Source organism: Microbacterium sp. G2-16M, from assembly GCF_055809115.1.
Window position 1 is genome coordinate 2894403 of sequence record NZ_CM147897.1, and the last position, 24407, is coordinate 2918809.

Sequence of the window (24407 nt, forward strand, 5' to 3'; positions counted from 1 at the left end):
GCTGCTCAGCGGATCGGCCCGAGGCCGGCCACCAGCAGGTACTTCTGGATCTTGCCGGTCGTGGTCATCGGCAGGTCCTCGGCGGCCGTGACGGTGATCCCGCGGGGCACCTTGAACGGCGCGAGGTGCGCGCGGGCGTGCGCGAGCAGCGCTCGCTCGTCCAGGTGCACACCCTCGTTCGGCACGATCCACGCCCAGCCGATCTCGCCCCGGCGCTCGTCCGGAACGCCGGCGACATACGCCTGGCTCACCCCCTCGGCGCCGCTGAGCACCTGCTCCACCTCGCTCGGCGCGACCAGTTCGCCGCCGACCTTGAAGAGCTCCTTGCTGCGCCCGCGCAGATGGATGTAGCCGTCCTCGTCGACGAATCCGAGATCCCCGGTGCGCAGCCAGCCGTCGGCATCGAGCGCCTCCGGCGCATCCGCGCCGACGTACTCGCGGGTCACGAGCGGTCCGCGCACCACCAGCTCGCCCTCGGCGCCGGTCGGAAGCGGATGAGCGTCGAACGGATCCACCGTGCGGTACTCGGCGAGCAGCCCCGAGGCATCCGTCGCCGCCGATCCGCCTCGCTTCATCGCGCCCACCACCGCCGAGACCGTCTCGATCGGGTCGCCCGGATGCGTCAGCGCGGTCGCGGCCGAGACCTCGGTCTGGCCGTATCCGGTGAACACCATCTGCGGTCGAAGATCGCTCAGCACCCGTTCCCACAGCCAGACCGGCGCGGGCGCCGCCGCCGAGAACACCGACTGCAGGCTGGAAAGGTCGGGGCGCAGCTTGACCGCCTGATCGACCACCGCGACCGTCATCGTGGGCACGAAGAGCACCTCGTTGATCCGGTGCCGCTCGATCTGCTCCAGCGCCGTGCGCGGATTGAACACCTTCTGCGGCACGATCGCCCCGCCCGCGAACAGCGCCGCCAGCATCCCCTCGATGTAGCCGAACACGTGGTACAGCGGCAGCGCGAAGCCGATCCGCCACCCGTCGTCGAACGCCCGGTGATACGCCGAGCCGTAGGCGCTGCGCAGGAGCATGTCGTGCGTGAGCTGTGCGCCCAGGGCATGCCCGGTCGTGCCCGACGTGAACACGATGTCGGCGACGTCGCTGGGAGAGACGCCGGCGGATGCCGCATCCACCGTCGCCGCGTCGCCTCGGCCGGCCAGCGCGGGAACCGTGAGGGCGCCCGCGCGCCAGCCGTCCTCGACGAGCACGATGTGCTGCAGGGTGGGCACCTCGGAGCTTCGCACGCCGTTCTCCCACCCGGGGAAGCGCTCGTCGAATACCGCGAGGAAGTCGGTGGCCGTCGACCGGTCGATGCTGATGAGGACGGATGCCTCGGCCTGAGCGAGCCGCTGGAGGATCTCGTCGCCGCGGTAGGAGTAGTTCAGCGCCACGGCGATCGCGCCGGTGCGGGCGACGGCGAACTTCAGGACCGGGTAGTCGACCCGGTTGTCGACGAGCATGGCGACCCGGTCGCCGGGGCGCACGCCCAGGTCGATGAGCCCGGCCGCCAGCCGGCGCGACCGCTCCGCGACATCCGCGTATGTCAGGGTGGCGGCATCCGTGATCGTGTACGGGCGGTCGGGGAACCGTGCCGCCGCATCGTCGAACACGGCGGCCAGGGTGCGCGGGCGCCACCCGCCGTCGAAGGTGCGCTCGAGGGCGTTCCGGCGGCGCTCGACTTCTTCGGGCGAGATCGTGCTCATGCCGGTGACACTACCCCGCGCGAGCGGTCGGCCGACAGGCGCGGCAGTTGGTGACACACCGCAGCCCACCGGCCATAATCGTGAGGAACGGAAGGAGCGCCGTGTCCACATCATTCGAGATCCGCACGACACCCACATTGCCGGGGGCGCCGATTCTCAGCCGGCTGCGTCGCACGATCGTGGTCACCGCGGTCACCGCGGTCGCCTATGGCGCGTTCATGACGGCGGGTAAGGGCGGGTGCGCCGGGGGAGTGTCGGCTGATGGCGGATTCCTCGATGCGCAGGGCCATGCTGTCGACGCCGCTCCGATGTGCGTGAGCATGACGCTGCATGCGAACCCGTTCATGTATGCCTTCTTCATCGGCGCGATCGTCTTCGCTCTCTCGCACCTGCTGTCTCGTGTCGTCGACATCGATCACGCTGTGCGTGTCCTCGATCGCACGCTGCTGGTTGTCGTTCTCGTCGCTGTGGTGGGTGTGATCGTTGGCCAGGTGTGGTTCGCGCTGATCCCGCTCGGCGACGGCACGGGACCGTATTTCTTCCCCTTTCCGTTCGGCACGGTGGACCTGACGACGTCTTCGATGACGACCGGCTGAGCGGCCGTGACCTCGGCGCGGCAGGATGGAGGGATGACGATTCCCACAGTGACCCTGAACGACGGTGGCGTCTTCCCCGAACTCGGGTTCGGCACGTACAAGTTGCACGGGAAGGAGGGGGTGGATGCCGTGGTCAGCGCGATCGATACGGGCTACCGCCTGCTCGACACCGCCGTCAACTACGAGAACGAACAAGAAGTGGGCGAGGCGGTGCGCCGCAGCGGCGTGGACCGCGACGAGCTGATCATCACGACCAAGGTGCCCGGCCGCGACCACGGGTTCGACGAGACGCTCGCCAGCGCGCGCGGATCGCTCGACCGGCTCGGCCTGGACCGCATCGATCTGTACCTCATCCACTGGCCGAACCCGCGGGTCGGCCGATACCTCGACACCTGGAAGGCGATGATCCGGCTGCGCGAGGACGGCCTGGTCCGCTCGATCGGGGTGTCGAACTTCACCGAGGAGATGCTGACCGAGCTGATCGACGAGACCGGCGTGACCCCGGCGGTGAACCAGGTCGAGCTGCACCCGTACTTCGGGCAGGGCGCGCTGCGCGCGTTCCACGCCGCGCACGGCATCCGCACCGAGAGCTGGAGCCCGCTGACCCGCCGCGGCGAGCTGCTCAGCGAGCAGGTCGTGACGGACGTCGCGGCCGCGCACGCGGTCTCGCCGACGCAGGCGGTTCTGCGCTGGCACGTGCAGCTCGGTGCGACGCCGATCCCCAAGTCCGCCCATGCCGGTCGTCAGCGCGAGAACGCGGATGTCTTCTCCTTCGCGCTCACCGACGACGAGGTCGCCGCACTGTCAGGCCTGGAGCGCGGACGCCTCGGCGACATGGATCCGCGCACCCACGAGGAGATGTGACGGATAGCGTGGAGGGATGCGCGCAACGCCGTTCGACTCCCTTGACGACTACATCGCCCTGCCCCGCACCGATTCGCTCGCGCTCTCGCCCGACGGGCGCCGCGCGGTCGTGGCCATCGCGACACTGAACAAGGACGGCACCGGATACGACCGGGCGCTCTGGGAGATCGACGCCACGGGCACGGGCACGGCCACGGGCACGGGCACGGATGCTGCGCCCCGCCGGCTGACCCGCTCGGCCAAGGGCGAGTCGGCCCCGGCCTACACGGCGGACGGAGACCTGCTGTTCCTGTCGGCGCGCCCGGACGGCTCGGGCTCCGACGACGACCCTGCCCAGCTGTGGCTGCTGCCGGCCGGAGGAGGAGAGGCACGGCCGGTCACCCGGCTCGCCGGAGGCGTGTCGGCGATCGAGGCGGTGGCCGCGGCATCCGATGTCGTGATCGTCCGCGCCCCGCTGCTGCCGTCGGCCGACACTGTCGAGGACGACGCGCGCCTGCGCGCTGAGCGCACGAAGCACAAGGTCGCCGCGATCCTGCACGAGGGCTATCCGGTGCGGTACTGGGACCACGACCTCGGCCCGGACGAGCCGCACCTGTTCGCGCTGTCGCTCGGCGAGCTGGCCGATCCGGTCGGCGTCGATCGCGCCGAGGACGAGGGTGACGAGAAGGATGCCGCGTCCCGGCCGTATCCGGCGTCGCTGCCGCGCCCGCGCGAGCTGACGCCGCATCCGGGTCGGTCGGCCGATGCCTTCGGAGTGACGATCACGCCCGACGGGACCACGGTGGTCGCGGCGCTGCAGGCACCCGAGGGGCGGGACGAACGCGCGCGGCTGATCGCGATCGAGGTCGCGACCGGCGACCACACCGTGCTGCGCGACGAGCACGAGGTCGACAACGAATCGCCGACGATCTCGCACGACGGCACCACGCTCGCGTGGGTGCGCACGGTCAAGAGCACGGCCGCCGCCCCTACCGACCAGGAGGTCTGGGTGAGCGGCATCGACGGCTCCGGCGCCCGTCGCATCGCCGGCGGATGGGATCGCTGGCCGTCGAGCCTCGCCTTCGCCGCCGACGACGCGGCGCTGGTCGTCACCGCCGACCAGGACGGCCGGGGACCGGTGTTCCGCGTGCCGCTCGACGACACGCCCGTCGCGCAGCTGACCGACGACGACTTCACGTATCTGAACGCGTCCGTCGACCGCGACAGCGGCGACATCGTGGCCCTGCGGACGAACTGGATGCTGCCGCCCCGCCCGGTGCGCCTGTCGGCCGCCGGGGTGACGGCGCTTCCATCACCCGTGCCGCTGCCCGAGGTGCCCGCCACGATGACCGAGGTGGAGACCACCGCCGCGGACGGTGCGCGCGTGCGCGGCTGGCTGCTGCGGCCGGCCGCCGACGACGGCGGGGCGGAGGCCCCGGCCCCGCTTCTGCTGTGGATCCACGGCGGGCCCCTGAACAGCTGGAACGCCTGGAGCTGGCGGTGGAACCCGCAGCTGGCGGTCGCCCGCGGCTACGCGGTCCTGCTGCCGGACCCGGCCCTGTCGACCGGCTACGGCCTGGACTTCATCGCGCGCGGGTGGAATAGCTGGGGCGGCAAGCCCTACACCGATCTGATGGCGATCACCGACGCGGTGGTCGGGCGCGACGACATCGACGAGACCCGCACGGCGGCGATGGGCGGCTCGTTCGGCGGGTACATGGCGAACTGGGTCGCCGGTCACACCGATCGGTTCCGCGCGATCGTCACCCACGCGAGCCTGTGGGCGCTCGACCAGTTCGCCGGCACCACCGACCACTCCGGCTACTGGCAGCGCATCTTCACCCCCGAGGCGATGATCGCCCACTCGCCGCACCGGTTCGTCCGCGACATCCGCACCCCGCTGCTGGTGATCCACGGCGACCGGGACTACCGGGTGCCGATCGGGGAGGGGTTGCGGCTGTGGTCCGAGCTCAATGAGCATTTCGCCGCCGCGGATGGCACGCTGCCGCACAAGTTCCTGTACTTCCCGGACGAGAATCACTGGGTGCTGCGGCCCCAGCACGCGCTGGTCTGGTACCAGACCGTGTTCGCGTTCCTCGACCAGCACGTGCGCGGAGCGGACTGGGTCCGACCGGACCGGATCGGCTGACTGCTGCGGGCGGGCGCCGTCGTCTACAGGCGGGCCCCGTCGTCGTCCTCGTCGTCCAGGTGCGGCGCCTTGCCGCGCCACGACTCGTACGCCATGATCCAGCCGATCGACACGATCGCCGCGAGCATCAGACCGAGCCACACGCTGCCCAGGATCACGCCGACCAGCGCGCCGAGGCCGAGCAGCACGATCGTGCCGATGATCCACTGCACGCGGCCGCGCGGCCAGCCCGATCCCGTCGACGCCATGGTTCCAGCGTACTGACGATCAGTGGACGGGCGGTGGGTCGGGTCGCGCGGCGAGGCGCTCGAGGGCGCGGCGCAGGCGTGCCTCGAACGTCTGCGGCGACGGCGCGGTGATCAGCGGATGCAGGATCGAGTACCGTTCCGCGCGGCTGAGCGCCTCGAAGGCCGCGCGGCCGCCCGGGAGCGCGTCCAGCGCGCGCAGCAGTGCAGCAGGCGGTTCGGCTACTGCCGAACCCGCATACGCGCGATCCCACCGTCCATCGGCCCTCGCCCGGTCCACCTCGTCCTGACCGCGCGGGCGCAGCCGACCCTCGTCGGCGAGACGCGCGATGTGCTCGACGTTGCGCGCGGACCACATCGACCGCGCGCGGCGCGGGGTGAACCGCTGATGGAACGTGGCGGCGTCGCGCGCTCCCTTGGGGCCGTCGATCCAGCCGCTGCACAGTGCCTCATCGAGCGCCTCGTCGTAGATCAGTCGCGTGGGGGCGGTGGCTCCCTTCTTGGCCAGAACCAGCCACACCCCGTCCGACGTGGACTCGTAGGCGTCCAGCCACCGCCGCCACGCCGCGGCGTCATCGACGATCAACTCGTCGTCTCTTTCCATCCCGTGAGTGTCGCGCCGGCCTCCGACATCCCGCAAGGGGTCAGCGGTCGCGGTGGTCTTCGGGGGCCAGGCGCGGTCCGCGGCGAGGCTCGCGGGGCCCGCCCAGCCGGATCAGGCGGATGACCCGCTGCCGATGTCCGGGCCAGGCGGCCAGCAGCCGCAGCATCCCGTCGTCGTCGGTCCGGTGCCCGGTGAGAGCGAAGCCGACCTCGTGCGCGAGATGGTAATCGCCCACGCTCACCGCGTCCGGATCGCCGAACGCGCGGATGCGGACCTCGGCCGCGGTCCACGCCCCGATCCCGCGGATCGCCGTCAGGGGCGTGTCGCGGTCGGATGCCGCCTCCACCGCCGCGACGAGGGACCGGCCCCGCTGCGCGGCGGTGACGATGGCCCGCGACTGCGGAGGCTCCACGCCCGCGCGATGCCACGCCCACGAGGGGATCGTCCGCCACTGCTCGATCGTCGGCGGCGCGAACATCGGCACCGGCGTCGGGCCGGGCACGCGCTCGCCGAACCAGGTGACGAGTCGCCGCCAGGCGCCGAACGCCTGCAGGCCCGTGACCTTCTGCTCGAGCACGGCGACCGCCAGGGCGTCGAACGTGAGGTCGGTGCGGCTCAGGCGCAGCCCGGGGTGGCGGCGATGCAGGTCGGCGACGAGCGGATGGGCAGCCGGCTCGAATGCGTCCCGATCGTCGAGCGCCCCGCACAGGGCCGGCACCTGGGCCAGGGCCCAGGCGGCGCCCGGTCCCCACGCGGCGGCGCGCACCGTGCCCGGCGCCGTCTCGCGCAGCGCGAGCGCGGCGATGCCCTCCGGCGTCCGGGACGCGCGCCAGATCACCGAGCCGGCGACGGTCATCGTGGGGTCGCGCGGGCCGCGGCGGTGGATTCCGATGGTGGCGTTCAGGTCGAGGGGATGCCGCGGCCGGTACTCCGTCTCGCGCGGCGCGCCGGCATCCGGACGAGGGTCGCGCACGCGCGCGACGTTCGCTCCCGGATGCATGGACCCACCCTACGCGCGGTCGCCGACGGCGCCGCGGAGCCGGCCTGCATCATGTCTGCATCGGCTATGATGCAGGCATGCGCACCACCGTCGACCTTCCCCCCGCCGTGCACCGCCGCGTCAAGGAGATGGCCAGAGAACAGGGCGGCTCGGTGTCCGGTGTGATCGCCGACCTCACCATCCGCGGCCTCGCACAGCTCGGTGCACCGGTCGAGATCGAGTTCGATCCACGCACGCGCCTGCCGGCGGTCAGCATCGGCCGGCGGATCACCGACGGCGAGGTCGTGCGGCTGCTGGATGAGGAGTGAGCGTCTTCCTGCTCGATGCGAATGTGCTCATCGCGCTGACGGTCGTGGAGCACGAGCATCATGAACGCGCGGTGGCCTGGTTCGCCGGAATCGACCGATTCGCGCTCTGCCCCATCGTCGAAGGAGCGCTCGTGCGTTTCCTGCTGCGGCTGGGGGAGAGCGCCGATGTCGCGCAGCGCGTGCTCATCGGAGTCCATCAGCATCCCAAAGCCGAGTTCTGGCCGGATGCCGTCTCCTATGCCGACTGCAATCTGTCGGAGGTGCGTGGGCACCGTCAGGTGACAGATGCGTATCTCCTGTCCCTGGCGCGCAGCATCCCCGATGGCATGCTCGCGACGACGGATGAGGGACTCGCGGCCCTCGGGGACCGGGCCCTTCTGCTGCCCGCGTGAGCGTTGCTCCCAGGTTTCAGATGACTTAGACTGTCTCATATCACTGATGGCGAGCGAGGGAGCCCGACATGGCATGGGAGTTCGTAAGTCTGGAACAGGGGATCGCTCAGGCAGGGTCTCCGATCCGGCTGCTCTGGAAGCCGGAAGCCGGCCCGTGGGCGCCGCCGGTCGTCGAGGGCGAGTACGTGGGCTGGCGCCAAGAACAGGATGCCTGGCGCAGCACGGTCGCGCTCTCGGACCTGTCGTACCACATGTCCGACACGTTCCTACGGGGCTCGGGCGCGGCGCGACTGCTCAGCGACGTGAGTGCCAACAACATCGAGGACTTCGCAATCGGGCGGGCGAAGCAGTTCGTGCCGGTCGCCGCCGACGGCAACATCGTCACCGACGGCATCCTGCTGCGCGACGGCGAGGAGTCCTACGTGCTCAGCGGCGTCGAGGCAGCCCAGCACTGGGTGACGTTCCACGCGCAGCAGGGCGGGTACGACGTCGAGTTCTCCACCGATCCCGATCGTTCCTTCATGCCCGGTGACCCCCGACTGTTCCGGCTGCAGGTGCAGGGGCCGCGTGCGCTCGACGTCGTGCACCGTGCATTCGGGGGGCCTCTGCCCGAGACGAAGTTCTTCCACTCCACCCCGGTCTCCCTCGCGGGTGCCCGCTTCCGGGCGCTGAGGCATGGCATGGCCGGACAGCCCGGGTACGAGTTCATCGGCGACTACGCCGACCACGACCGGGTCAAGGATGCTCTGCTCGCGGCGGGCGAGGAGTCCGGCATCGTTCACATCGGCGCGCTCGCGTACGCCACCAACGGCGTGGAGAGCGGCTGGATCCCCACCCCGACGCCCGCGATCTACACGGATCCGGCGCTTGCCGGGCTTCGGGCGAGCGTCAACCTGTTCTCGTACGAGGGGCAGAATCCGCTCTACGGCAGCTTCTACTCGGACGATCTCGCCGACTACTACACGTCCCCGTGGGAACTCGGCTACGGACGGTCGATCTCGTTCGCGCACGACTTCATCGGGCGGGATGCGCTGCGGGCGACGAAGGAGGCGCCGCACCGCGCGAAGATCACGCTGGAGTTCGACGCCGCCGACGTCGAGCGGGTCTTCGGCGCCGACCCGGGCTACCTCAACGATTACGGGCGTCATCGCATCGAGCAGAACGACGAACTCGTCGGACTGACCTTCCAGACCATCAACAGCGACCCCGAGCGCACGGTGCTGGGGCTCGCGCTCGTCGATGCCGCCGTCGCCGAGCCGGGCACGAGCGTCGAGGTGGTCTGGGGGCGACACCCCGGCCACGGCACCGCGCCCGACGCCGACCTCGGGTTCCCGCGGCTGCGCGCCACGGTGCGGCCGGCGCCCTACAACGAGTACGCCCGCACGGCGTACCGGCAGGACTGAGGCCCGCCGTGGCGAGCGACCGCAGGGCACTCTACGAACAGATGCGAGAGCACCCGCAGGGCGCGCTCGGCATCGACCGTCCGGCGATCTTCAGTCCGGCTGCGGCCGCGCAGGACGAGGGCAACGACCGAACGACGATCAAGCGGTTCGGGCCGCTGTACCTCCCATCGGAGTACACGAACTGGGCGGATGAGGCATCCGCCCACGTGAAGACCGCTTACCTCGGTGACTGGTCGTCGCTCGCGAAGATCGTCGTGCGTGGCCCCGACGCGCACGCCTTCCTGAGCCAGCTCGGCATGAATGACCTGTCGCGCTTCGATATCGGCCAGATCAAGCACCACGTGCAGCTCGACGAGCACGGATGGGTCGCGTCGGAGGGCATCCTCCTCCGGCTCGCCGACGACGAGTTCCTCTTCACAGCCGGCTCAGGGGACTGGCTGCTCTGGCAGCTGAACCAGGGGACGTGGGATGCCGCGGTCCGGGACATCAGCCCGGATAGATTCATCTTCGGCATCCAGGGTCCGACGTCGATTCATGTGCTGGAGACCGTTCTCGCTGATTCGCTGCGCGAGGTCCGTTTCAACCGCAGCCGCTCGGCGACGCTCGGCGGTGTGCACGTGCAGATCCTGCGTGCGGGGATCTCCGCCGAGCTCGGGTACGAGGTGCACGGGCCAGCGGATGCCGCCGACAAGATCTGGCGGCTCATCCGCGATGCGGGCGCGCCGTTCGGCCTGCGCCAGCTCGGCATCCGCGCGCAGCCGGTCCAACACATCGAGGCCGGCATCGCCACCAACGGGCTGGACTATTTCCCGTCGTCGGCGATCACGCCCGGCGCGGCGTGGCACTTCCGACGTGGCGGGGTCGAGGGAAGTTTTGTGCCGACGAACGGGTTCGCCGACTACTTCCGCAAGCCGGTCGAACTCGGATGGCACGTGCGCGGCGACTTTACGCATGACTTCCTCGGAAAGGACGCGTTGCTGGCTGACCGCACTGCCGGCGACCCGCCGCGCGTGCTGGCGGGACTTGTGTGGAACAGCGAAGATGTCGCCGCGCTGCTCGCCGCGGGGCTGTCCGACGGGCCGCTGCCCGAGCCGATGGAGCTGCCGCGGGTCGCCGGGCCTGCTTTCGACACAGTCCTCGTCCGTGGTCGACCGGTCGGTGTCGCGACGGGTCGCACGCTCAGCCCGACATTGCGAAAGACGATCTCGCTCGCCACGATCGCGCGTCAGCACAGCGTGGTCGGCACGGAGGTCACGGTGGTCTGGGGCCGCCCCGGCACCCCGCAGCGCGAGGTGCGCGCGGTCGTCGCGCCCCTCCCGTTCCGGCCGGACAACCGGCGCGTGGACGTCACGACTCTGCCCATGACCCGACCGGCCGGAACGCGAAGCGTGGCGACGCGACGAAATGCCGGCTGATCTCAGCGGTTGCCGGATCCCTGCGTGCTCTCGCTGAACGGGCGGTTGATCACCGTGGCCCGCACCGTAGTCTGCGCGTGCCGCTCGATCGCCCGGTTGTTCGAGCCGCCGTTCGGCTCGCCCCAGGTCAGCACGACCTCGTCACCCGGCTGTGCGTCGGCGTCGAGTGATCCGAGTGAGATCCAGGACCGCGTGTTCGAAGAGTAGATCGACAGGTTCATGCTGCCGATGTGACGGCCGTCCTTCTCCACCCGGTCGAACTGGCAGGCGGTGTACGTCGACATCGGGGTGTCGAGGTACTTGTAGCGCTGGTCGCCCTCGTTGTACATGCTCGCGAAGATCTTTGCCACGTCATCCTGGTTCCACTCCACCCAGGCCTTGTGCCGGTGCGGTTCGTCGATGCGTGCCTCCAACGCCTCGCGCCCGATGAAGTCATGATCGAACTTGGCGATGTGCGTGTAGCCGAGATCCCACGGGGTGACGTAGTAGTCCTCGATGCGATCCGAGACGAAGCTGCCGCCAAGAGCCAGTCGGCCCTCGAACGAGTTGCCGTTGTGCCAGCGCCGGAAGTCGGCCAGCTCTGGCTGCGAATACACGGCCGGCAGCGTATTGGCGATCCACCCCGATTCGGTGGCGACGGATGCGTACGCGCGCCCGCCGATCTGGGTGATGCCGAACTCGGCCCCGGCCTGGAGGAGTGTGTCGCGCACGCCTTCGAAGTCTTCGTACGGACCGAAGAACTCGAGCCCGGGGAACCCAGACATCCGGTGATTCAGTGCGGTCGCCTCGTAACGTCCGATCTTGAACCGGCCCATGTGGAAGAACTTGATCTCGGGCAGCGGGCCGCCGTTGACCTTCTCCAGGATCTCGCCGGCGGTCGGGCCCTGCAGCTGCAGCCGATAGAGCTCGCGTGTGCGGGGCACGATGATCGCGCGCTCGTCCCGACGGAGCTCGACGTTCCAGCTGCCAGTCTCGGCGTGGAACTGCACCCAGCTCAATGCCGGCGGCCGGCCCACGATGCGCACCAGGTCCTCGCCGAGGCAGAACAGGATGGCGTCTCCGATCATGTTGCCGTCCGGACCCACCGCTATCAGCTGCTTCGCCTTCATCGGGCCGAATCCGCGGAACGTGTTCGCGCCCAGGTGCGCGAGCAGCCGGAACACGTCCGGTCCCTGCACGATGAGGTCGGGCATGTGCTGCGACAGGTCCATCAGTGCCGCGCTCGTGCGCCACGATTCCTGCTCGTCGCGCCAGTTGGTGAACTCGGAGGTCACCGGGAATATGAACGATCCGCTTCGTCCGCTGCGCAGCAGCTGGAGGGGTCCGCCGGCTGCCTGGATCGTGTCTTCGAGAGTGGGCATGTCATCCCTTCGGGTTTCGCCCGCGTCGGTGCGGGCGGATACCAGATTACCAGACATCTGCAATAATACCAGTGTTCTGTAACCATTCCGTTCGTGGATAATGTTGTCAGACGACGAACAGGAGTCCCACATGCTGCAAGACGAACCCTCTGCCTGGCTCGACGGGCTCCCGTACCGGCTGTGGCGGGCGAATCAGGCCCTGCACCAGCGGATCGTGAACGACATCGAGGATCTCGGCGTGACGGTCACCCAGCTCGGCATCTGCGTGCACCTCGACGAGCTCGGCCACATGTCGGCATCCGATCTCGCCCGGCTGTTCCGGCTCACGCCGCAGAGCGTCACCACCGCGCTGAACCATCTGGAGAAGCTGGGGTGGGTCACGCGGTTGCCGCACCCCGTGCACAAGCGCGTGATCTGGTACGAACTCACCGAGGCGGGGCTTGCCGGCGCGGACGAGGGCCGGACCCGGGTGGCGGCGGTGAACCACGAGATCGACGCGGTGCTGGATGCCACGCACCAGGCCGCTCTGCGAGAGACCCTGACGATCCTCACCACGACGTTCGACGGCGTCGAGGTGCCCACCGGCACGATGTGGCCGGTCACCGGCTCGGGCCGTTGACCGGCGCCCCTGACCGGCGCCGCGGTCAGGCGGCCCGGTAGGCGGTCCGCGTGTACTCGTTGTACGGCGAGGGCCGTACCGTCGCGCGGATGCGCGGGAACCCGAGGTCGGCGTCGGGCGCGGTGCCGTGCCCGGGGTGCTCGCCCCACACCACCTCGAGTTCGGTGCCAGGTTCGGCGACGCCCTCGTCGACGAGCGCCAGGGCGAGGATGCGGTCGAGCGGGGCGATCGTGGCGGTCCAGAACGTCATGCCCACAAGCGCTCCGTCCTGTGCTTGTACGCGGTGGCGGTCGTAGGTGCGCACATACCCGGGGTCGTCGCCGAAGACTGCGGCGACATCGGCGGCGTCGAACTCGAGTGTGACCTTGCGGCGACGGACGAGCTCGTGGGCCTCGTTGAGTGCGTCGCGACCGATGAACTCGCGGTCGAGCGTGATCGAGCGCCCGTAGCCGAGCTCCCACGGCGAGAGGTAGTAGTCCGCGATGTCGTCGGAGTAGAAGCTGCCGCCGAGCGGCTTCTTGCCCTCGTACGAGAAGGCACTCAGCCACCGGCGGTAGTCCGCCAGGCGCGGATCGGTGTAGATCGCCGGGGTCGGGGTCGGGATCCACCCGCTCTCGACGCCGTTCGTGAAATAGGCCATGCCGCCCACGGGCACCAGGCCGAGCGGCTCGCCCGCCTCCAGCAGCGCATCCTTGACGGCGCCGTGGTCGGCGAATGACCCGATGAACTCATAACCGGCCTGCCCGGCCATGCCGTGGCGCAGCGCGCGCACCCGGCGCCCGTCGACGTCCACGAAGACCGAGTGGAAGAACTTCGTCTCCGGCAGCGGTCCACCGAAGGCGCGGGCGGCGACCTCCAGTGCGTGCGGCCCCTGGATCTGGAAGCGGAAGAGCTTCGGGTCGCCGGCCCTGCGCACCGACGAGTCGGGGTCGGTGGAGAACGCGACGTCGTACCCGCCGCGCTCGGCGTGGAACGTGACCCAGTTCTGCGCAGCGGGCACGCCGGTCAGCGTGTACCGGTCCGGCGCCTCGCGCAGCAGGATGCCGTCGGTGATGATGTTGCCGTCGTACGACACCGGCACGAACTGCTTGGCCTGGCCGATCGCGAATCGGTCGTAGTCGTTCGCGCTCACATCGCGCAGCAGCCGGGTGGCGTCGGGTCCTTCGAAGACGGTGTCGGACATGTGGAACGAGAGGTCCGAGAGCGCGACCGTGCTGCGCCACGCCTCCTGCTCGCGCTGCCACCCCGCGTACTCGGCGGCGACGACGGGCACGTCCCACGGCGCGGCGTCGGGCTGCCACAGCAGCCGGATGGGTGATCCTGCGCGGTCGATCGCGTCCTGGAGGGAAGGCATGGTCATGGGTGTTCTCCTTTGGTGCGAGGGATGCCGTGGCTCATCGGCCGCGGAATTCGGTGATCCACTGGGAGGTGGCCTGGATGCCGCCGAAGGTGTAGAAGTGCAGGCGCACCGGGCCGTGCCGGCCGGGGTCGTAGCCGGCGGCGAGCGCGCCGATGAGCCTCTCCGGGCCCGCGGTCCCCATCAGGTTCGTGAGCGAGAAGCCGTACTTCTTCACGATCAGGGTGTTGGCGCCGATCCCGAACCGACGGGCGAAGCCCAGCAGCCGCTTCACCCCGGCCGGCCCAGGCACGCCGATCCGGATCGGGAGGTGGACGCCAGCGTCGCGCACCTGCTCGATCCAGCGCAGCACCGGCTTCTCGTCGAACGCGAACTGGGTGATGATCGAGCCCTCCACCCCCTGCTCAGCGAGGGCCGCGACCTTTCCGCGCAGCGCGCTCCACAGCACGTCGTCGGGGATGTCGGGGTGTCCCTCGGGGTACCCGGCGATGCTGACATGACGGACGCCTGCCGCGGGCAGGACGCCCGTGCGGATCACGGATTCGGCGTCGGCGTACGGCCCGTGCGGTGTCGCGGGGTCGCCGCCGACGCAGAACACGCTGGTCGCGGCATCCACCTCGTGCAGAGCCCGGAGATACGTCTCCAGTTCGGCACGGTCATGCAGGCGGCGGGCGGAGATGTGGGGGACCGGCTCGAGGCCGGCGGTCCGCACGGCGCGGGCGGCGGCCGTGCGCATCGTGAGGTCCTCGTTGCCGAGGAAGGTCACGTTGACTCGAGTGCCGCGCGGCAGCAGGCCGGCGGCGGCGTTCAGGTCATCGACGTCCTTGCCGGTCATCTCCAGCGAGAAGTCGGCGAGCAGGTCTGTAGTGGTGGGGTTCGTCATCGAATCGCCTCTCGGTGGTGGGTTCACAGCACGACGGTCTCGCGGCCGTGGCGCATCACCCGGTCCTCGCAGTGCCACGTGACGGCCCGGGCGAGCACCGCGCGTTCGACATCGGCGCCGCGACGCTGCAGATCGGCGGCGGTGTCGGCGTGGGTCACGCGGACCACGTCCTGCTCGATGATCGGGCCCTCGTCGAGGTCCTCGGTCGCATAATGGGCGGTCGCACCGATCAGCTTCACGCCGCGCTCCTTCGCCTTGCGGTAGGGGCCCGCGCCGATGAAGGCCGGCAGGAAGGAGTGGTGGATGTTGATCACGGGGACTCCGACCCTCGCCAGGAAGTCGCCGGAGAGGATCTGCATGTAGCGCGCGAGCACGACGACGTCGACGTTATCCGCCAGCAGTTCCACGATCCGGTCCTCCGCGGCCGCCTTGTCCGGCCCCGACGACGGCACGTGGAAGAACGGGATGCCGAGGAAGCGCACGTCGTCGGCGACGACCGAGTGGTTCGAGATCACCATCGGCACCGTCATCGGGATCTCACCGCGCCGCTGCCGCCACAGCAGGTCCAGCAGGCAGTGGTCGCTGGTCGATGCGAGGATCGCGACGCGCTTCGGCGTCGCCAGCGCGGAAAGCCGCCACGTCAGCCCGAATCCTTCGCCCAGCGCGACCCGCAGCGACTCCTCCAGTGCCGAACGCGCGACGTCCAGGCCTTCGAGCCGGAACACGGCACGTTGGAAGAAGCGCCCGCCGTTCGCGTGATCGGTGTACTGGTCGAGCGAGATGATGTTCGCTCGGTGCTCGGCGAGCGTGGTCGACACGGCACGCACCAGGCCCGGTCGATCCTGGCCCTGCACCAGCAGCACCGCCTGGTCGCGGAGCGGATCGAGATCGGCTCCCCGTGCCGCCATCGGTGTCTCGACGATGGTCATCGCCGCCTCCTGTCTTCGTCGTCAGAGTTTAAGCTGACTGAAAGACTAGCAGACACCTGTAACTCAGTGCACGCCGAGGAAGTCCTCGAGCGTGGCGGGGGTCGCGGTCAGCAGCGGCTCGTGCAGGGGTTCGTCCGGGAACTCGCTGGCCTCGAAGAACCAGCGACGGGATGCCGGCAGCCCCCACAGCTGTGCGCGGCGGCGGTTGCTGACATCCCAGCGAATCGGCTGCTCTTCGAGGTCGATGAACTGGTAGTGCGTGGTGAACAGCTCGATGCGGTGCTGGTCGGGATCGCGCAGGTACAGGAACATCGCGTTGCTGATGCCGTGCCGGCCCGGGCCGCGATCGATCTCGTCGCCGAACCCGCGCGCACCGGCGACATCCGCCGCATGCAGCAGGGCGGAGGCATCCGGCACGGTGTACGCGAAGTGGTGCAGACGCGGACCCTTCCCGTTCGTGAACACGAGGTCGTGGGTGTTGCCCTTGACCTCCATCCACGTGCCCCACAGCTCGTCGGTGCCGTCGGTCGCCGTGTATTCGCTCATGCGCATCCCCAGGCCGGTCCAGAAGTCGGTCGCAGTCTGCACGTCGTGCGTCACGGCCTGGTAATGGTCGAGGCGCTGCGGGGCCCCGGCGACGAACTCGTCGAAGTCCTGCATCTTGCGCGGCACGAGGTCCATGCTGCTGGTCAGCTCGAAGTGCATGCCGACCGGGTCGCGGAACCGCAGGGTCGGCCCCTGGTGCGGCACCTCGACGCGCTCGTGTGCGATGCCGGTCTCGGTGAAGTATCGCTCGGCGGCGACGATGTCACCATCGGTGCGGACGCGCAGCCCGATCTGGCGCGCCTGCGCCGTGTCGCCGCGCTCGAGCACCAGGCTGTGGTGGGCGGACTCCTCGAGACCGCGCAGATACACCACGTCGTCGGACTCCTCGGTGACGACCAGGCCGATCGTGTCGCGATAGAAGTCGCGGCTGGACGGAAGGTCGGTCACCGCGAGGCGCACGTGGCTCGCGCGGGTCAGGGTGAATGGGGGAGTCTGGTTCCAGGTGGGCAGCATCGGTGTCTCCTTCGGGTCGGTGCTTCCATCGTGTGCGCGATGGCCGCGAAGGAGAAGCCCCGGATCGGCTGGCGCACCTATAGATGAGCGCTATACCGACGGCTCGGATATCATCTGAGCCATGGAGCTGCGCCACTTGCGGTACTTCAGTGCCGTCGTGGCGGCGGGGTCGTTCTCGGCGGCCGCCGAGACGTTGCATCTTTCGCAGCCGTCGCTGAGCGTGGCCGTGGGCAAGCTCGAGACCGCGGTCGGCGTGCCCCTGCTGGTCCGCTCGCCGCGCGGGGTCGAGCCGACGAGCGCCGGACGGTACCTCCTGGATGCCGCGGCCGGCCTGCTCGCAGAGGTCGATGACATCGCCGAGGCGCTGGGGCGCTTCGGCGCCGGTACGACGGGTCGGCTCGCGCTGGCGGTCGTGCCGACCCTCTTGTGGCATCGGCTGCCGCGTCTGCTGCGGGCGTTCGCGGATGTCGCGCCGGACGTGGAAGTCCGTCTGACGGATCCGCCGCCGTGGACGGCGATCGATCAGCTCGCGCGTCGTGCCGTCGACGTCGCGATGATCATGGTGGCCGAGCCCGACCGGTTCGCCGCGCGGCACCGCGGCCAGTTCGACATCGTGGACGGCGGCGAGGTTCCGCTGGTGGCCGCGTTGCCTCCGAGTGAGTCCGACGCCCCCGACCCGCTTCCGCTTGCCGCGTTCGACGGGCGCCGCATCGTGCTCCCGCAGCGCACCGCGGCGGTGCCGAGCCTGCCCGAGGCCGTCGACGAGGCGTTTCGCGCGCACGGGATCGCACCGGCCGCCATCCGCACCGCCGAGACGATCCAGACGAGCATCCCGTTCATCGAGTCGGGTGCCGCCTGGGGCGTCCTTCCCGACCCGGATGCGGCGAGCCTGCGTCGCTTCGACCTCGTCGTGCGGCGCCTCGACCCCGAGCCGACGCCGCTGCGGGCACTCGTGCTCACCCGGCCCGGCGGGGCGCAGCATCCCGTCATCGCGCGATTCATCGCCAGCCTCGACGTCCGGGCTCGGTAATCGTGTGCGAAATCGCACGCGATTGTGGGAACCTTCGGGTGAATGCGCGGGATCTCGCCGCAATGAACCACTCTCTGCCGAGGAATGCGCGGGGATTGTGTGCGATTTCCGCTATTATTCAACGATGGTGACCAAGGCCGAGCAGGCATATCAGATCCTGCGCGAACGGATCATGGACGGCACGTTCGGCCCGGGACAAAGGCTGGTCATCGACCAGCTCGGCCGCGAGCACTCGATCTCGTCCGTTCCGTGGCGCGAGTCGCTGCGTCGGCTGGAGGCCGAGGGCTGGGTCGAGATCATTCCGAACGTCGGCGCCCTGGTGAAGACGTTCGACACCGACTCCTGGCACCGCACCATGCGGCTGCTGGCCCGGATCGAGGGACTCGGCGCCGCGCTGGCGGCCCCGCGCCTGACCACGGAGGACATCGACGACGCGCGCGCGCTGAACGCGGAGATGCGGCAGGCCCTGACCGATTTCGACGTCGCCCGCTTCGGCACTCTCAACCGGCAGTTCCACGAATTCATCTGCTCGCGGTGCGGCGACGCGCATCTGTCCCATCTGATCCACAACGAGTGGACCCGGCTGGACATGGTCCGCCGCAGCGCGTTCTGGTATGCGCCGGGGCGTGCGCTCGCATCGATTGCCGAGCACGAGGGCATCCTCGACCTGATCGAAGGGGGTGCCGACCCCGACCAGGTCGAGACGTCGATGCGGCGCCATCAGCTGAGCACGCTCGAGGCGATCGCCCATCACGAGGCGGCTCTGGCCGCTCAGACCGAGGCCTGAGCCTTCAGCGCTCGCCGCCGCGCACGATCAGCGTGAGCTGGACCATCGCGTCGGAGGCGGCTTCGAGTGCGTCGCGGTGCGCCGAGTCGAGTTCGGCGATCGCGTCGGCCACGTCTGCGGCCCAGCCGGCGGCTATCGCCTCGTGCTCGGTCAAGCCGAGCGCGGTGGGGATGACGCGGATCGTGCGCCGGTCGGCAGGGTCGGGAGCACGTTCGACCAGTCCGCGGTGCACCAGCACACGCAGCGCACCGCTCGCGTTCGGCTGATGCAGTCCGAGTGCGGTGGCGAGCTGGGAGACCGTGCACCCGGGAGCATCCACGATCTGCTTGAGCAGGGCCACCTCGGTGGTCGGCAGAGGCCCCACTCCGGCGCGATCCGGGGCCCGTTTGTGGATCGTCCAGGCCAGTTCGCGCAGGATCACCGGCAGTTGCCGGCCCGCCGCAGATGACATCGCACCCTCCCCTTCTCCGGCGCCAGGCTATCGGCTGGCGCCGGCGGATGGATCAGAGCGGCTGCGCCATGACGTCGAGCACATGGTTCGTGGCGGCGACGTTGTCGAACCCGGGAAGCCGCCCCATCTCCCACTCGCCGATCGCCAGGGACGTGTCGACGATGAGCTTGCAGCGCTCGTAGCGCCGTGCGGTGTACTCGGCGAACGCCGTGTCGAGGTTGTCGTGGCGGGAGAGCGCGTCGGCCAGCACGACCCCGTCCTCGATGGCCTGCGCGGCGCCCTGGCCCAGATGCGGCGTGATCGCGTGGACGGCGTCGCCCATGAGCACGACCCGGCCCTTGTGCCAGGGCGTGGGTGTGCCCATCGACTCCTCCGGCCGCAGCACGATGTCCGCGTCGTCGGTGATGAACTCGTCGCGCACGCGACCGGTGAGCCCACCGAACGGGGCGAGGTACTCGCGCAGCCGCGGCGCGAGCTGGTCGTCCGGGATGCGCTCGTGGTCCCCGAAGTGCGCGTTGTAGAACATGTAGGCCAGGTCGGGCCCGATCGGCACGTAGCCGGCCATCCCCGCCTCGCACACCTGCAGCACGATGCAGTCAATCTCCGGCAGCCGGGGGATGTTCACACGGAACGCCGACTGCCCGATGTAATGCGGTTCGATCTCTTCGCTCAGCACGTGCCGTCGCACCCGCGAGCGCACGCCGTCCGCGCCGACGACGAGGTCGGTGGTGAACGTCGTGCCCGTCTCGGTGGTGACCGTCACCGAGCTGCCGTCGTCCTACAGCGAGTCGAACGTCGTGCCGTAGTGGATGACGACGCCCACCTCGAGCGCCCGGGACGTGAGGATCTCGTGCAGCTGCGGACGGGTGATGCCGTTCAGTGGCGGGAAGGTGGAACCCGCGATCGCGACCCCCGGCATGTCATGCAGGTGCTCGCCGTCGACATCCAGCATCCGTCCCCACTGCGTCGCCGGATATCCGCCGGCGACGCAGGCGTCCGCGCAGCCGATCGCATCCAGCGCGCGCAGGGCGTTCCCGGGCTGGATGATGCCGACGCCGAACACGGAGGCGTGCAGGTCGGGGTATCGCTCGATCACCGTGACGTCGAACCCCTGCTGTCGCAGCGCGATCGCCGCGGAGAGCCCGCCGATGCCGCCGCCGACAACCAGTACTGTCCGTTGAACCATGTCGCTTCCGCCTACTCCGTCGTAGTGAGCTGTCCGCTCCGATTATGTATCTAGGCCAATATATACTGACCTAGATACATAATCAAGTCCGGAGGAGCCGGAGGGGACGACGCGGTCAGATCGGCAGGTTGAACAGGCGCTTCGCGTTGCCGGAGAACACCGCCTCGCGGTCGGCATCGCTGATCTCGAGTTCATTCTTGATGAAGTCGACGCCCTGGCTCATCCAGCTCTTGAACACCGGGAACGACGAGCCGAACATGTAGTGGTCGGCGCCGTTGATCTCAAGCGCCGCCTCGACCTGCGTCTTGCCCCACGAGTGCGGGTGGGTCATGTCGAAGAAGATGTTGTCCTTCAGGTAGGACCGGATCTTCTCGCCCCCGGTCGGGTCCAGTCGCGTGAGCGACTCCTTCTTCGTGGGTGCGTGCGGCGTGAGCAGCTCCGAGCTGGCGAACCAGTTGCCGCCCATCATCGTGTGGACAATGCGCAGTCCCGGCATCCGGTCGAACATTCCGCTGAACAGCTCGCGGCCCACGGCGATGCCCTGGTCGATGATCCGCCCGTACTCACGACGCAGGTTCGTGTAGTCGATCACCGAGTGCCACTCGACCGGCAGCGGGGTGTGATGGGCGATGACCGGGATGCCGAGCTTCTCGATCTCGAGGAAGTACGGCTCGAACACCGGGTCGTCGAGGTAGAGCTGGCCGTAGTGGCAGGCCAGCTGCACGCCGACCGCACCGAGGTCGATGCAGCGCTTGAGCTCGTCGATGTTCTCCTTGCCACCCCAAGGCGGCACCGCGGCAGTGAAGAACAACCGCCCGTTGGAGCGCCCCACGATATCGGCGGCGTTGTCATTGACGGCCCGGCAGGTCTCCAGATCGAGCCACTCCTGCCAGACCGGCACGCGCATGATGCCGTAGTCGACACCGGCATCGTCCATCGCGGCCAGCTTGGCCTCGGCCGAGTAATCGCCGTCGACGTAGTTGAGGTTCTGGTGGCCCGCCGGCTTCTCGAGCACGAGGTGCTTCTTGCCCTGGTCGGTCTCGGTCACATAGGCGATCTCGCCGAATCCGCGCGGAGCGGAGTTCAAGAAGCCGTTCAGGAGCTTCCCGTTGGTGAACAGATCCTCGGGCAGGTGGTGGATGTTGATGTCGACGACGGTCATATCTCGGTTCCTTCGGTCTCGGTTGTCGATCGGTCGGTGTGCTGCGCCAGATAGGCGTGGCCGTAGTCGTTGCCGTTGGGCAGGCGCAGCGTGGTGTGGACATGGAATCGGGCCGGCAGCCGATTGCTGAGCCAGACTCCGGCGTGGTGGTCGAGCTCGGCGAGGATCACGGGGCTGTGGATGCGCAGGTAGATCGGCGTCGACCCGTCGGTCGCGCCGTACCACGACACGTGCGTGTCGTCGCGGTGCGCGTCGACGTCTGCCAGGGTGAGCGTGCGCTGCTCCTCGCGGTACAGGAGCAGGTAGTCGGCGATGAGGGCACGCAGCCGGGCCCACTGGCCCTCGTCGAGCGTCCGGGCGACGAGTCCCTCGTACGGGATGACGCGATTGTCGCGGAAGGCGCCGGCGACGTGGCGCTCGTCGGCGGGATGCCGCCGCCCTTCCGGCATGCTCGGGTCGAGCACCGAGTCGTAGACGACCGCCGCGCGACGCTGCTCCGGCGTGAACGACTCGGCGAGCTCGATCGCGATCGCCTCGCGGTCTGCGAACAACGGCGGGTGCGCGTCGGAGAGCGCCGGCTCGCCGCCCAGGAACACCGGGGCGAGCACGTGCCGACCGGCGATGGTGGTGAAGCTGACGCAGACGTGATGCCCGAACAGCAGCCACCCCCACGGCTCGTCGGTCGAGGGCGTGCCGAAGATCGAGAACCAGAAGCTGCGGTGGTTCATGATCCGCGGCAGCCCGGTCAGCTCGCCGAGGAAGCCGTTGAGCTGCATCGCCTCGTCGACGCGCGCCCAGCCCTCGGGGCTCAGCGAGGCGCGGACGATCCCCAGCAGCGCGTCGGACTGCTCGGCGGGCAGGTCTTCGAGGCGGACGCCCACCCGGTGGAACACCCACTCCGGGTTGCTCCACGCCCTCCGCTCGGGTGCGTCGATCGGGTACGACAGGCGCTGCACGGCCGCGGCATCCAGCAGCGAGAGCGCCTTGCGTGCCGCGTCGACGATCGCCGGATCGTTCTGCCCGGACGGCTCGGGCAGGCGGTACAGGTCCGGCACCACGTCGCCGTCCGTCGTGATGCCGACGAACGGCTCGGCCAGCAGCGAGTCCCAGTATTCGACGAGGCTGCGCAGGAACGGCGCCCGATAGCGGTCTTCGCGGAACTGCTCGTAGCTCATCTCGCGGTAGGGCGCGAGGATCTCATCGTCCAGCGAGTACAGGAAGCGGCGGTAGTCGCCCTCGGGCAGTTCGACCGCGCTGGTATGGCCGGCGACCCGAGCAGTGGAGAAGAACTCGTCGATGTCGTTGCCTGATGACCCGGCCATTCACGCCTCTTCTCGGCGCGGGATGCGATCGCGCAGGGTCGCGCGCGATCCGCCCGCATAGATCGCTGCCACGATGTCGTCCGGACTCTGCCGGCCGGTCAACTCGTCCCGGACCCGGCCATCGGCGAACACCAGGATCCGGTCGCACAGCATCGACAGCTCGTTCTCGTCCGAGCCGGCGACGATGACCGCCCGGCCGGCGGAGGCGGCCTTCCGGATCGCGGCCACGATGGTGTGGCGCGCGCCGACGTCGACGGCCTGCGTCGGTTCGTGGAGCAGCAGCAGCTCGGGGTCGGTCGCGAGCCACTTCGCCAGCAGGACCTTCTGCGCGTTCCCTCCGGAGAGGTTCTTCACGAGCGACTTCGGATCGGGTGGCCGGACGTCGAGCTGGTCGATCCAGCCCGTGACCAGCGCCTTCTCGTCCTTGGCCGAATACGGCAGGAGCGCCCGCCGGGAGCGGCTGGTCTGCGGAAATGCGGCATTCTCGGCGACGCTCAGGCTGCCCGCCAGACCCGCGTGCTCGCGGCCCTCCGGCACGAGCGCGATGCCCGCGGCAACCGCGGAGGCGGGACTGAGCTGCCGGGCGGCGACCGCCGTGCCGCGCATCGTGATCGTGCCGTCGGCTGCTGGCGGGGCGCCGCTGAGCAGGTAGGGGACATCGTCGTAACCCGAGCCGGCGATGCCGGTCAGGCCGAGCACCTCGCCGGCGGCCACGTGCAGATCGAGGTCGGCGACGCCGAGTCCGGCGAGATGCTCGACGACGACCGGGGAGCCGGATGCCGCGGCCGGCGCCGTGCCCTGGGAGCTGAGGTCGACCAGCCCGCGTCCGAGCATCATCGTGGTGAGGGTGGCTTCGCTCATCCCCGCCACCTCGCGCCCGGATTCGACCACCCGTCCGTCGCGCAGGATCGTCACCCGGTCGGCGGCGTCGATGATCTCCTCCAGGCGGTGCGTGATGAGCAGGACGGACGTGCCGGTGGCCACGATCTCGTCGAGGATCGCGAAGAAGTGCTCGAGCGCGCGGCGTCCGAGTGCCCGCGTCGACTCGTCGAAGATGATCAGGCCGTGGCCGGGGGTCGCGTCCTGGAGCGCACGGGCGATCGCGACGGTCGCGCGTTCCTCCTCGCGCAGCGCGCCGACGGGGACGTCGAACGGGACGCGTCGACCGAGCCGGTCGAAGACGGTCTCGGCTTCTGCCCGCTCGCGCTTCCAGTCGATGCGTCGGCCGAGGCCGCGGGCGCGGAGCCGGCCCATGCGCAGATTCTCGATGACGCTCATCCGATCGATGAGCCCGAGGCTCTGATGGACCACGGCGACGCCGGCCGCGCGGGACTCGGCGGGGCGAACCGGGAGGCGCAGCGGCTCGCTGTCGACCAGCACGCGTGCGCCGGGGTCGGGGGTGTACAGCCCGGTGAGGACCTTCGCGAGCGTCGACTTGCCCGAGCCGTTCTGCCCGATCAGCCCGTGGATCTCACCGGGACGCACCTCGAGCGCGACATCCCGCAGGACACGGTTGCTGCCGAACGTCACCGTGACGTCGTGGACCTCGAGGCGCGCCGGGGGCGCGGACGTCGCCGTCCGCGCCTCCGGCTGGATGCTCATT

Annotated in this window: 23 protein-coding genes and 1 pseudogene; 10 read left to right on the forward strand and 14 right to left on the reverse strand. The window is 69.6% G+C overall.

Annotation, left to right across the window (positions count from 1 at the left end):
- Positions 1 to 5: 5 nt before the first annotated feature.
- Entirely contained in the window at positions 6 to 1703 is a 1698-nt protein-coding gene (locus tag AC0L6F_RS13635) for a class I adenylate-forming enzyme family protein (RefSeq protein WP_473538331.1), read from the reverse strand.
- 179 nt (positions 1704 to 1882) lie between these two features.
- On the opposite strand from AC0L6F_RS13635, the gene AC0L6F_RS13640 reads away from it, so the two are divergent.
- The 3 genes from AC0L6F_RS13640 to AC0L6F_RS13650 are packed head-to-tail and all read left to right on the forward strand — an operon-like array spanning position 1883 to position 5291.
- Positions 1883 to 2299, forward strand: a complete 417-nt coding sequence (locus AC0L6F_RS13640; RefSeq protein ID WP_473538332.1) for a hypothetical protein — start codon at positions 1883 to 1885, stop codon at positions 2297 to 2299.
- 33 nt (positions 2300 to 2332) lie between these two features.
- Entirely contained in the window at positions 2333 to 3163 is an 831-nt protein-coding gene (locus tag AC0L6F_RS13645; protein WP_473538333.1) for an aldo/keto reductase, read from the forward strand.
- Between the two features lie 16 nt (positions 3164 to 3179).
- The gene (locus AC0L6F_RS13650; protein ID WP_473538334.1) at positions 3180 to 5291 is read left to right on the forward strand and encodes a S9 family peptidase; all 2112 of its coding nucleotides are present in this window, start codon (positions 3180 to 3182) and stop codon (positions 5289 to 5291) included.
- Positions 5292 to 5314: 23 nt separating this feature from the next.
- On the opposite strand, the gene AC0L6F_RS13655 is transcribed toward AC0L6F_RS13650, so the two are convergent.
- Genes AC0L6F_RS13655 through AC0L6F_RS13665 form a run of 3 tightly spaced genes read right to left on the reverse strand, consistent with a single transcriptional unit; the run spans position 5315 to position 7140 of the window.
- Positions 5315 to 5539 (reverse strand): hypothetical protein, encoded by a 225-nt coding sequence (locus AC0L6F_RS13655; protein ID WP_274637141.1) that lies wholly within the window; start codon positions 5537 to 5539, stop codon positions 5315 to 5317.
- 19 nt (positions 5540 to 5558) lie between these two features.
- Positions 5559 to 6140 carry a YdeI/OmpD-associated family protein gene (locus AC0L6F_RS13660; protein WP_473538336.1) on the reverse strand — a complete coding sequence of 194 codons (582 nt, stop codon included), beginning with the start codon at positions 6138 to 6140 and terminating at the stop codon, positions 5559 to 5561.
- Between the two features lie 40 nt (positions 6141 to 6180).
- Complete coding sequence (locus AC0L6F_RS13665) at positions 6181 to 7140, reverse strand: DNA-3-methyladenine glycosylase family protein (RefSeq protein WP_473538337.1); 960 nt, start codon at positions 7138 to 7140, stop codon at positions 6181 to 6183.
- A 77-nt stretch (positions 7141 to 7217) separates the two neighbouring features.
- Between AC0L6F_RS13665 and AC0L6F_RS13670 the strand changes: the two genes are divergently transcribed.
- The 4 genes from AC0L6F_RS13670 to AC0L6F_RS13685 all read left to right on the forward strand — a co-directional run bounded on the left by AC0L6F_RS13670 (position 7218) and on the right by AC0L6F_RS13685 (position 10658).
- Positions 7218 to 7448 (forward strand): hypothetical protein, encoded by a 231-nt coding sequence (locus AC0L6F_RS13670; protein ID WP_473538338.1) that lies wholly within the window; start codon positions 7218 to 7220, stop codon positions 7446 to 7448.
- The gene (locus AC0L6F_RS13675) at positions 7445 to 7840 is read left to right on the forward strand and encodes a TA system VapC family ribonuclease toxin (protein WP_473538339.1); all 396 of its coding nucleotides are present in this window, start codon (positions 7445 to 7447) and stop codon (positions 7838 to 7840) included. The genes AC0L6F_RS13670 and AC0L6F_RS13675 overlap by 4 nt, the downstream gene beginning before the upstream one ends.
- A 68-nt stretch (positions 7841 to 7908) precedes the next feature.
- Complete coding sequence (locus AC0L6F_RS13680; protein WP_473538340.1) at positions 7909 to 9243, forward strand: aminomethyl transferase family protein; 1335 nt, start codon at positions 7909 to 7911, stop codon at positions 9241 to 9243.
- Positions 9244 to 9284: 41 nt separating this feature from the next.
- Positions 9285 to 10658: a glycine cleavage T C-terminal barrel domain-containing protein gene (locus AC0L6F_RS13685; RefSeq protein WP_473538341.1), complete on the forward strand. Its 1374-nt coding sequence runs from the start codon at positions 9285 to 9287 to the stop codon at positions 10656 to 10658.
- A 2-nt stretch (positions 10659 to 10660) separates the two neighbouring features.
- Here the strand turns inward: AC0L6F_RS13685 and AC0L6F_RS13690 are convergent, their stop codons facing one another.
- Entirely contained in the window at positions 10661 to 12019 is a 1359-nt protein-coding gene (locus tag AC0L6F_RS13690; RefSeq protein WP_274637147.1) for an aminomethyl transferase family protein, read from the reverse strand.
- Positions 12020 to 12149: 130 nt separating this feature from the next.
- On the opposite strand from AC0L6F_RS13690, the gene AC0L6F_RS13695 reads away from it, so the two are divergent.
- Complete coding sequence (locus tag AC0L6F_RS13695) at positions 12150 to 12638, forward strand: MarR family transcriptional regulator (protein ID WP_274637148.1); 489 nt, start codon at positions 12150 to 12152, stop codon at positions 12636 to 12638.
- Positions 12639 to 12663: 25 nt separating this feature from the next.
- Here AC0L6F_RS13695 and AC0L6F_RS13700 read toward each other — a convergent pair whose 3' ends face one another.
- From AC0L6F_RS13700 to hpaD, 4 genes are all read right to left on the reverse strand, one after another.
- Positions 12664 to 13998, reverse strand: a complete 1335-nt coding sequence (locus AC0L6F_RS13700; protein WP_274637149.1) for an aminomethyl transferase family protein — start codon at positions 13996 to 13998, stop codon at positions 12664 to 12666.
- Positions 13999 to 14032: 34 nt separating this feature from the next.
- Positions 14033 to 14878, reverse strand: coding sequence for a methylenetetrahydrofolate reductase (locus tag AC0L6F_RS13705; RefSeq protein ID WP_274637150.1), 846 nt, complete (start codon positions 14876 to 14878; stop codon positions 14033 to 14035).
- Between the two features lie 23 nt (positions 14879 to 14901).
- Positions 14902 to 15807 carry a formyltetrahydrofolate deformylase gene (gene purU / locus AC0L6F_RS13710; RefSeq protein WP_259611289.1) on the reverse strand — a complete coding sequence of 302 codons (906 nt, stop codon included), beginning with the start codon at positions 15805 to 15807 and terminating at the stop codon, positions 14902 to 14904.
- A 63-nt stretch (positions 15808 to 15870) separates the two neighbouring features.
- Positions 15871 to 16866 (reverse strand): 3,4-dihydroxyphenylacetate 2,3-dioxygenase, encoded by a 996-nt coding sequence (gene hpaD, locus AC0L6F_RS13715; RefSeq protein WP_259611290.1) that lies wholly within the window; start codon positions 16864 to 16866, stop codon positions 15871 to 15873.
- Positions 16867 to 16987: 121 nt separating this feature from the next.
- On the opposite strand from hpaD, the gene AC0L6F_RS13720 reads away from it, so the two are divergent.
- Together AC0L6F_RS13720 and AC0L6F_RS13725 are read left to right on the forward strand one after the other, a co-directional pair.
- A complete protein-coding gene (locus AC0L6F_RS13720) occupies positions 16988 to 17896 on the forward strand; it encodes a LysR family transcriptional regulator (protein ID WP_473538342.1) in 909 nt (302 codons plus the stop codon).
- A gap of 124 nt (positions 17897 to 18020) precedes the next feature.
- A complete protein-coding gene (locus AC0L6F_RS13725) occupies positions 18021 to 18683 on the forward strand; it encodes a GntR family transcriptional regulator (protein WP_259611292.1) in 663 nt (220 codons plus the stop codon).
- 4 nt (positions 18684 to 18687) lie between these two features.
- On the opposite strand, the gene AC0L6F_RS13730 is transcribed toward AC0L6F_RS13725, so the two are convergent.
- The 5 genes and pseudogenes from AC0L6F_RS13730 to AC0L6F_RS13750 form a co-directional block, all read right to left on the reverse strand.
- Positions 18688 to 19134, reverse strand: coding sequence for a MarR family winged helix-turn-helix transcriptional regulator (locus AC0L6F_RS13730; protein WP_259611293.1), 447 nt, complete (start codon positions 19132 to 19134; stop codon positions 18688 to 18690).
- A gap of 52 nt (positions 19135 to 19186) precedes the next feature.
- A pseudogene (locus AC0L6F_RS13735) lies at positions 19187 to 20320 on the reverse strand (FAD-dependent oxidoreductase).
- 115 nt (positions 20321 to 20435) lie between these two features.
- On the reverse strand, positions 20436 to 21482 hold the full coding sequence (locus tag AC0L6F_RS13740; protein ID WP_259611295.1) for an amidohydrolase family protein: 1047 nt from the start codon (positions 21480 to 21482) through the stop codon (positions 20436 to 20438).
- Positions 21479 to 22804 carry a DUF3500 domain-containing protein gene (locus AC0L6F_RS13745; protein WP_274637153.1) on the reverse strand — a complete coding sequence of 442 codons (1326 nt, stop codon included), beginning with the start codon at positions 22802 to 22804 and terminating at the stop codon, positions 21479 to 21481. The genes AC0L6F_RS13740 and AC0L6F_RS13745 overlap by 4 nt, the downstream gene beginning before the upstream one ends.
- Positions 22805 to 24406, reverse strand: coding sequence for a sugar ABC transporter ATP-binding protein (locus tag AC0L6F_RS13750; RefSeq protein WP_473538343.1), 1602 nt, complete (start codon positions 24404 to 24406; stop codon positions 22805 to 22807).
- Position 24407 lies beyond the last annotated feature (1 nt).

Excerpts from the sequence above, each read along its gene's own strand:
- AC0L6F_RS13635 (WP_473538331.1), bottom strand. The coding sequence starts at position 1,703 with ATGAGCACGATCTCGCCCGAAGAAGTCGAGCGCCGCCGGAACGCCCTC.
- AC0L6F_RS13645 (WP_473538333.1), top strand. The coding sequence starts at position 2,333 with ATGACGATTCCCACAGTGACCCTGAACGACGGTGGCGTCTTCCCCGAA.
- AC0L6F_RS13650 (WP_473538334.1), top strand. The coding sequence starts at position 3,180 with ATGCGCGCAACGCCGTTCGACTCCCTTGACGACTACATCGCCCTGCCC.
- AC0L6F_RS13655 (WP_274637141.1), bottom strand. The coding sequence starts at position 5,539 with ATGGCGTCGACGGGATCGGGCTGGCCGCGCGGCCGCGTGCAGTGGATC.
- AC0L6F_RS13660 (WP_473538336.1), bottom strand. The coding sequence starts at position 6,140 with ATGGAAAGAGACGACGAGTTGATCGTCGATGACGCCGCGGCGTGGCGG.
- AC0L6F_RS13665 (WP_473538337.1), bottom strand. The coding sequence starts at position 7,140 with ATGCATCCGGGAGCGAACGTCGCGCGCGTGCGCGACCCTCGTCCGGAT.
- AC0L6F_RS13670 (WP_473538338.1), top strand. The coding sequence starts at position 7,218 with ATGCGCACCACCGTCGACCTTCCCCCCGCCGTGCACCGCCGCGTCAAG.
- AC0L6F_RS13680 (WP_473538340.1), top strand. The coding sequence starts at position 7,909 with ATGGCATGGGAGTTCGTAAGTCTGGAACAGGGGATCGCTCAGGCAGGG.
- AC0L6F_RS13685 (WP_473538341.1), top strand. The coding sequence starts at position 9,285 with ATGCGAGAGCACCCGCAGGGCGCGCTCGGCATCGACCGTCCGGCGATC.
- AC0L6F_RS13690 (WP_274637147.1), bottom strand. The coding sequence starts at position 12,019 with ATGCCCACTCTCGAAGACACGATCCAGGCAGCCGGCGGACCCCTCCAG.
- AC0L6F_RS13695 (WP_274637148.1), top strand. The coding sequence starts at position 12,150 with ATGCTGCAAGACGAACCCTCTGCCTGGCTCGACGGGCTCCCGTACCGG.
- AC0L6F_RS13700 (WP_274637149.1), bottom strand. The coding sequence starts at position 13,998 with ATGACCATGCCTTCCCTCCAGGACGCGATCGACCGCGCAGGATCACCC.
- AC0L6F_RS13705 (WP_274637150.1), bottom strand. The coding sequence starts at position 14,878 with ATGACGAACCCCACCACTACAGACCTGCTCGCCGACTTCTCGCTGGAG.
- purU (WP_259611289.1), bottom strand. The coding sequence starts at position 15,807 with ATGACCATCGTCGAGACACCGATGGCGGCACGGGGAGCCGATCTCGAT.
- hpaD (WP_259611290.1), bottom strand. The coding sequence starts at position 16,866 with ATGCTGCCCACCTGGAACCAGACTCCCCCATTCACCCTGACCCGCGCG.
- AC0L6F_RS13720 (WP_473538342.1), top strand. The coding sequence starts at position 16,988 with ATGGAGCTGCGCCACTTGCGGTACTTCAGTGCCGTCGTGGCGGCGGGG.
- AC0L6F_RS13725 (WP_259611292.1), top strand. The coding sequence starts at position 18,021 with ATGGTGACCAAGGCCGAGCAGGCATATCAGATCCTGCGCGAACGGATC.
- AC0L6F_RS13730 (WP_259611293.1), bottom strand. The coding sequence starts at position 19,134 with ATGTCATCTGCGGCGGGCCGGCAACTGCCGGTGATCCTGCGCGAACTG.
- AC0L6F_RS13740 (WP_259611295.1), bottom strand. The coding sequence starts at position 21,482 with ATGACCGTCGTCGACATCAACATCCACCACCTGCCCGAGGATCTGTTC.
- AC0L6F_RS13745 (WP_274637153.1), bottom strand. The coding sequence starts at position 22,804 with ATGGCCGGGTCATCAGGCAACGACATCGACGAGTTCTTCTCCACTGCT.
- AC0L6F_RS13750 (WP_473538343.1), bottom strand. The coding sequence starts at position 24,406 with ATGAGCATCCAGCCGGAGGCGCGGACGGCGACGTCCGCGCCCCCGGCG.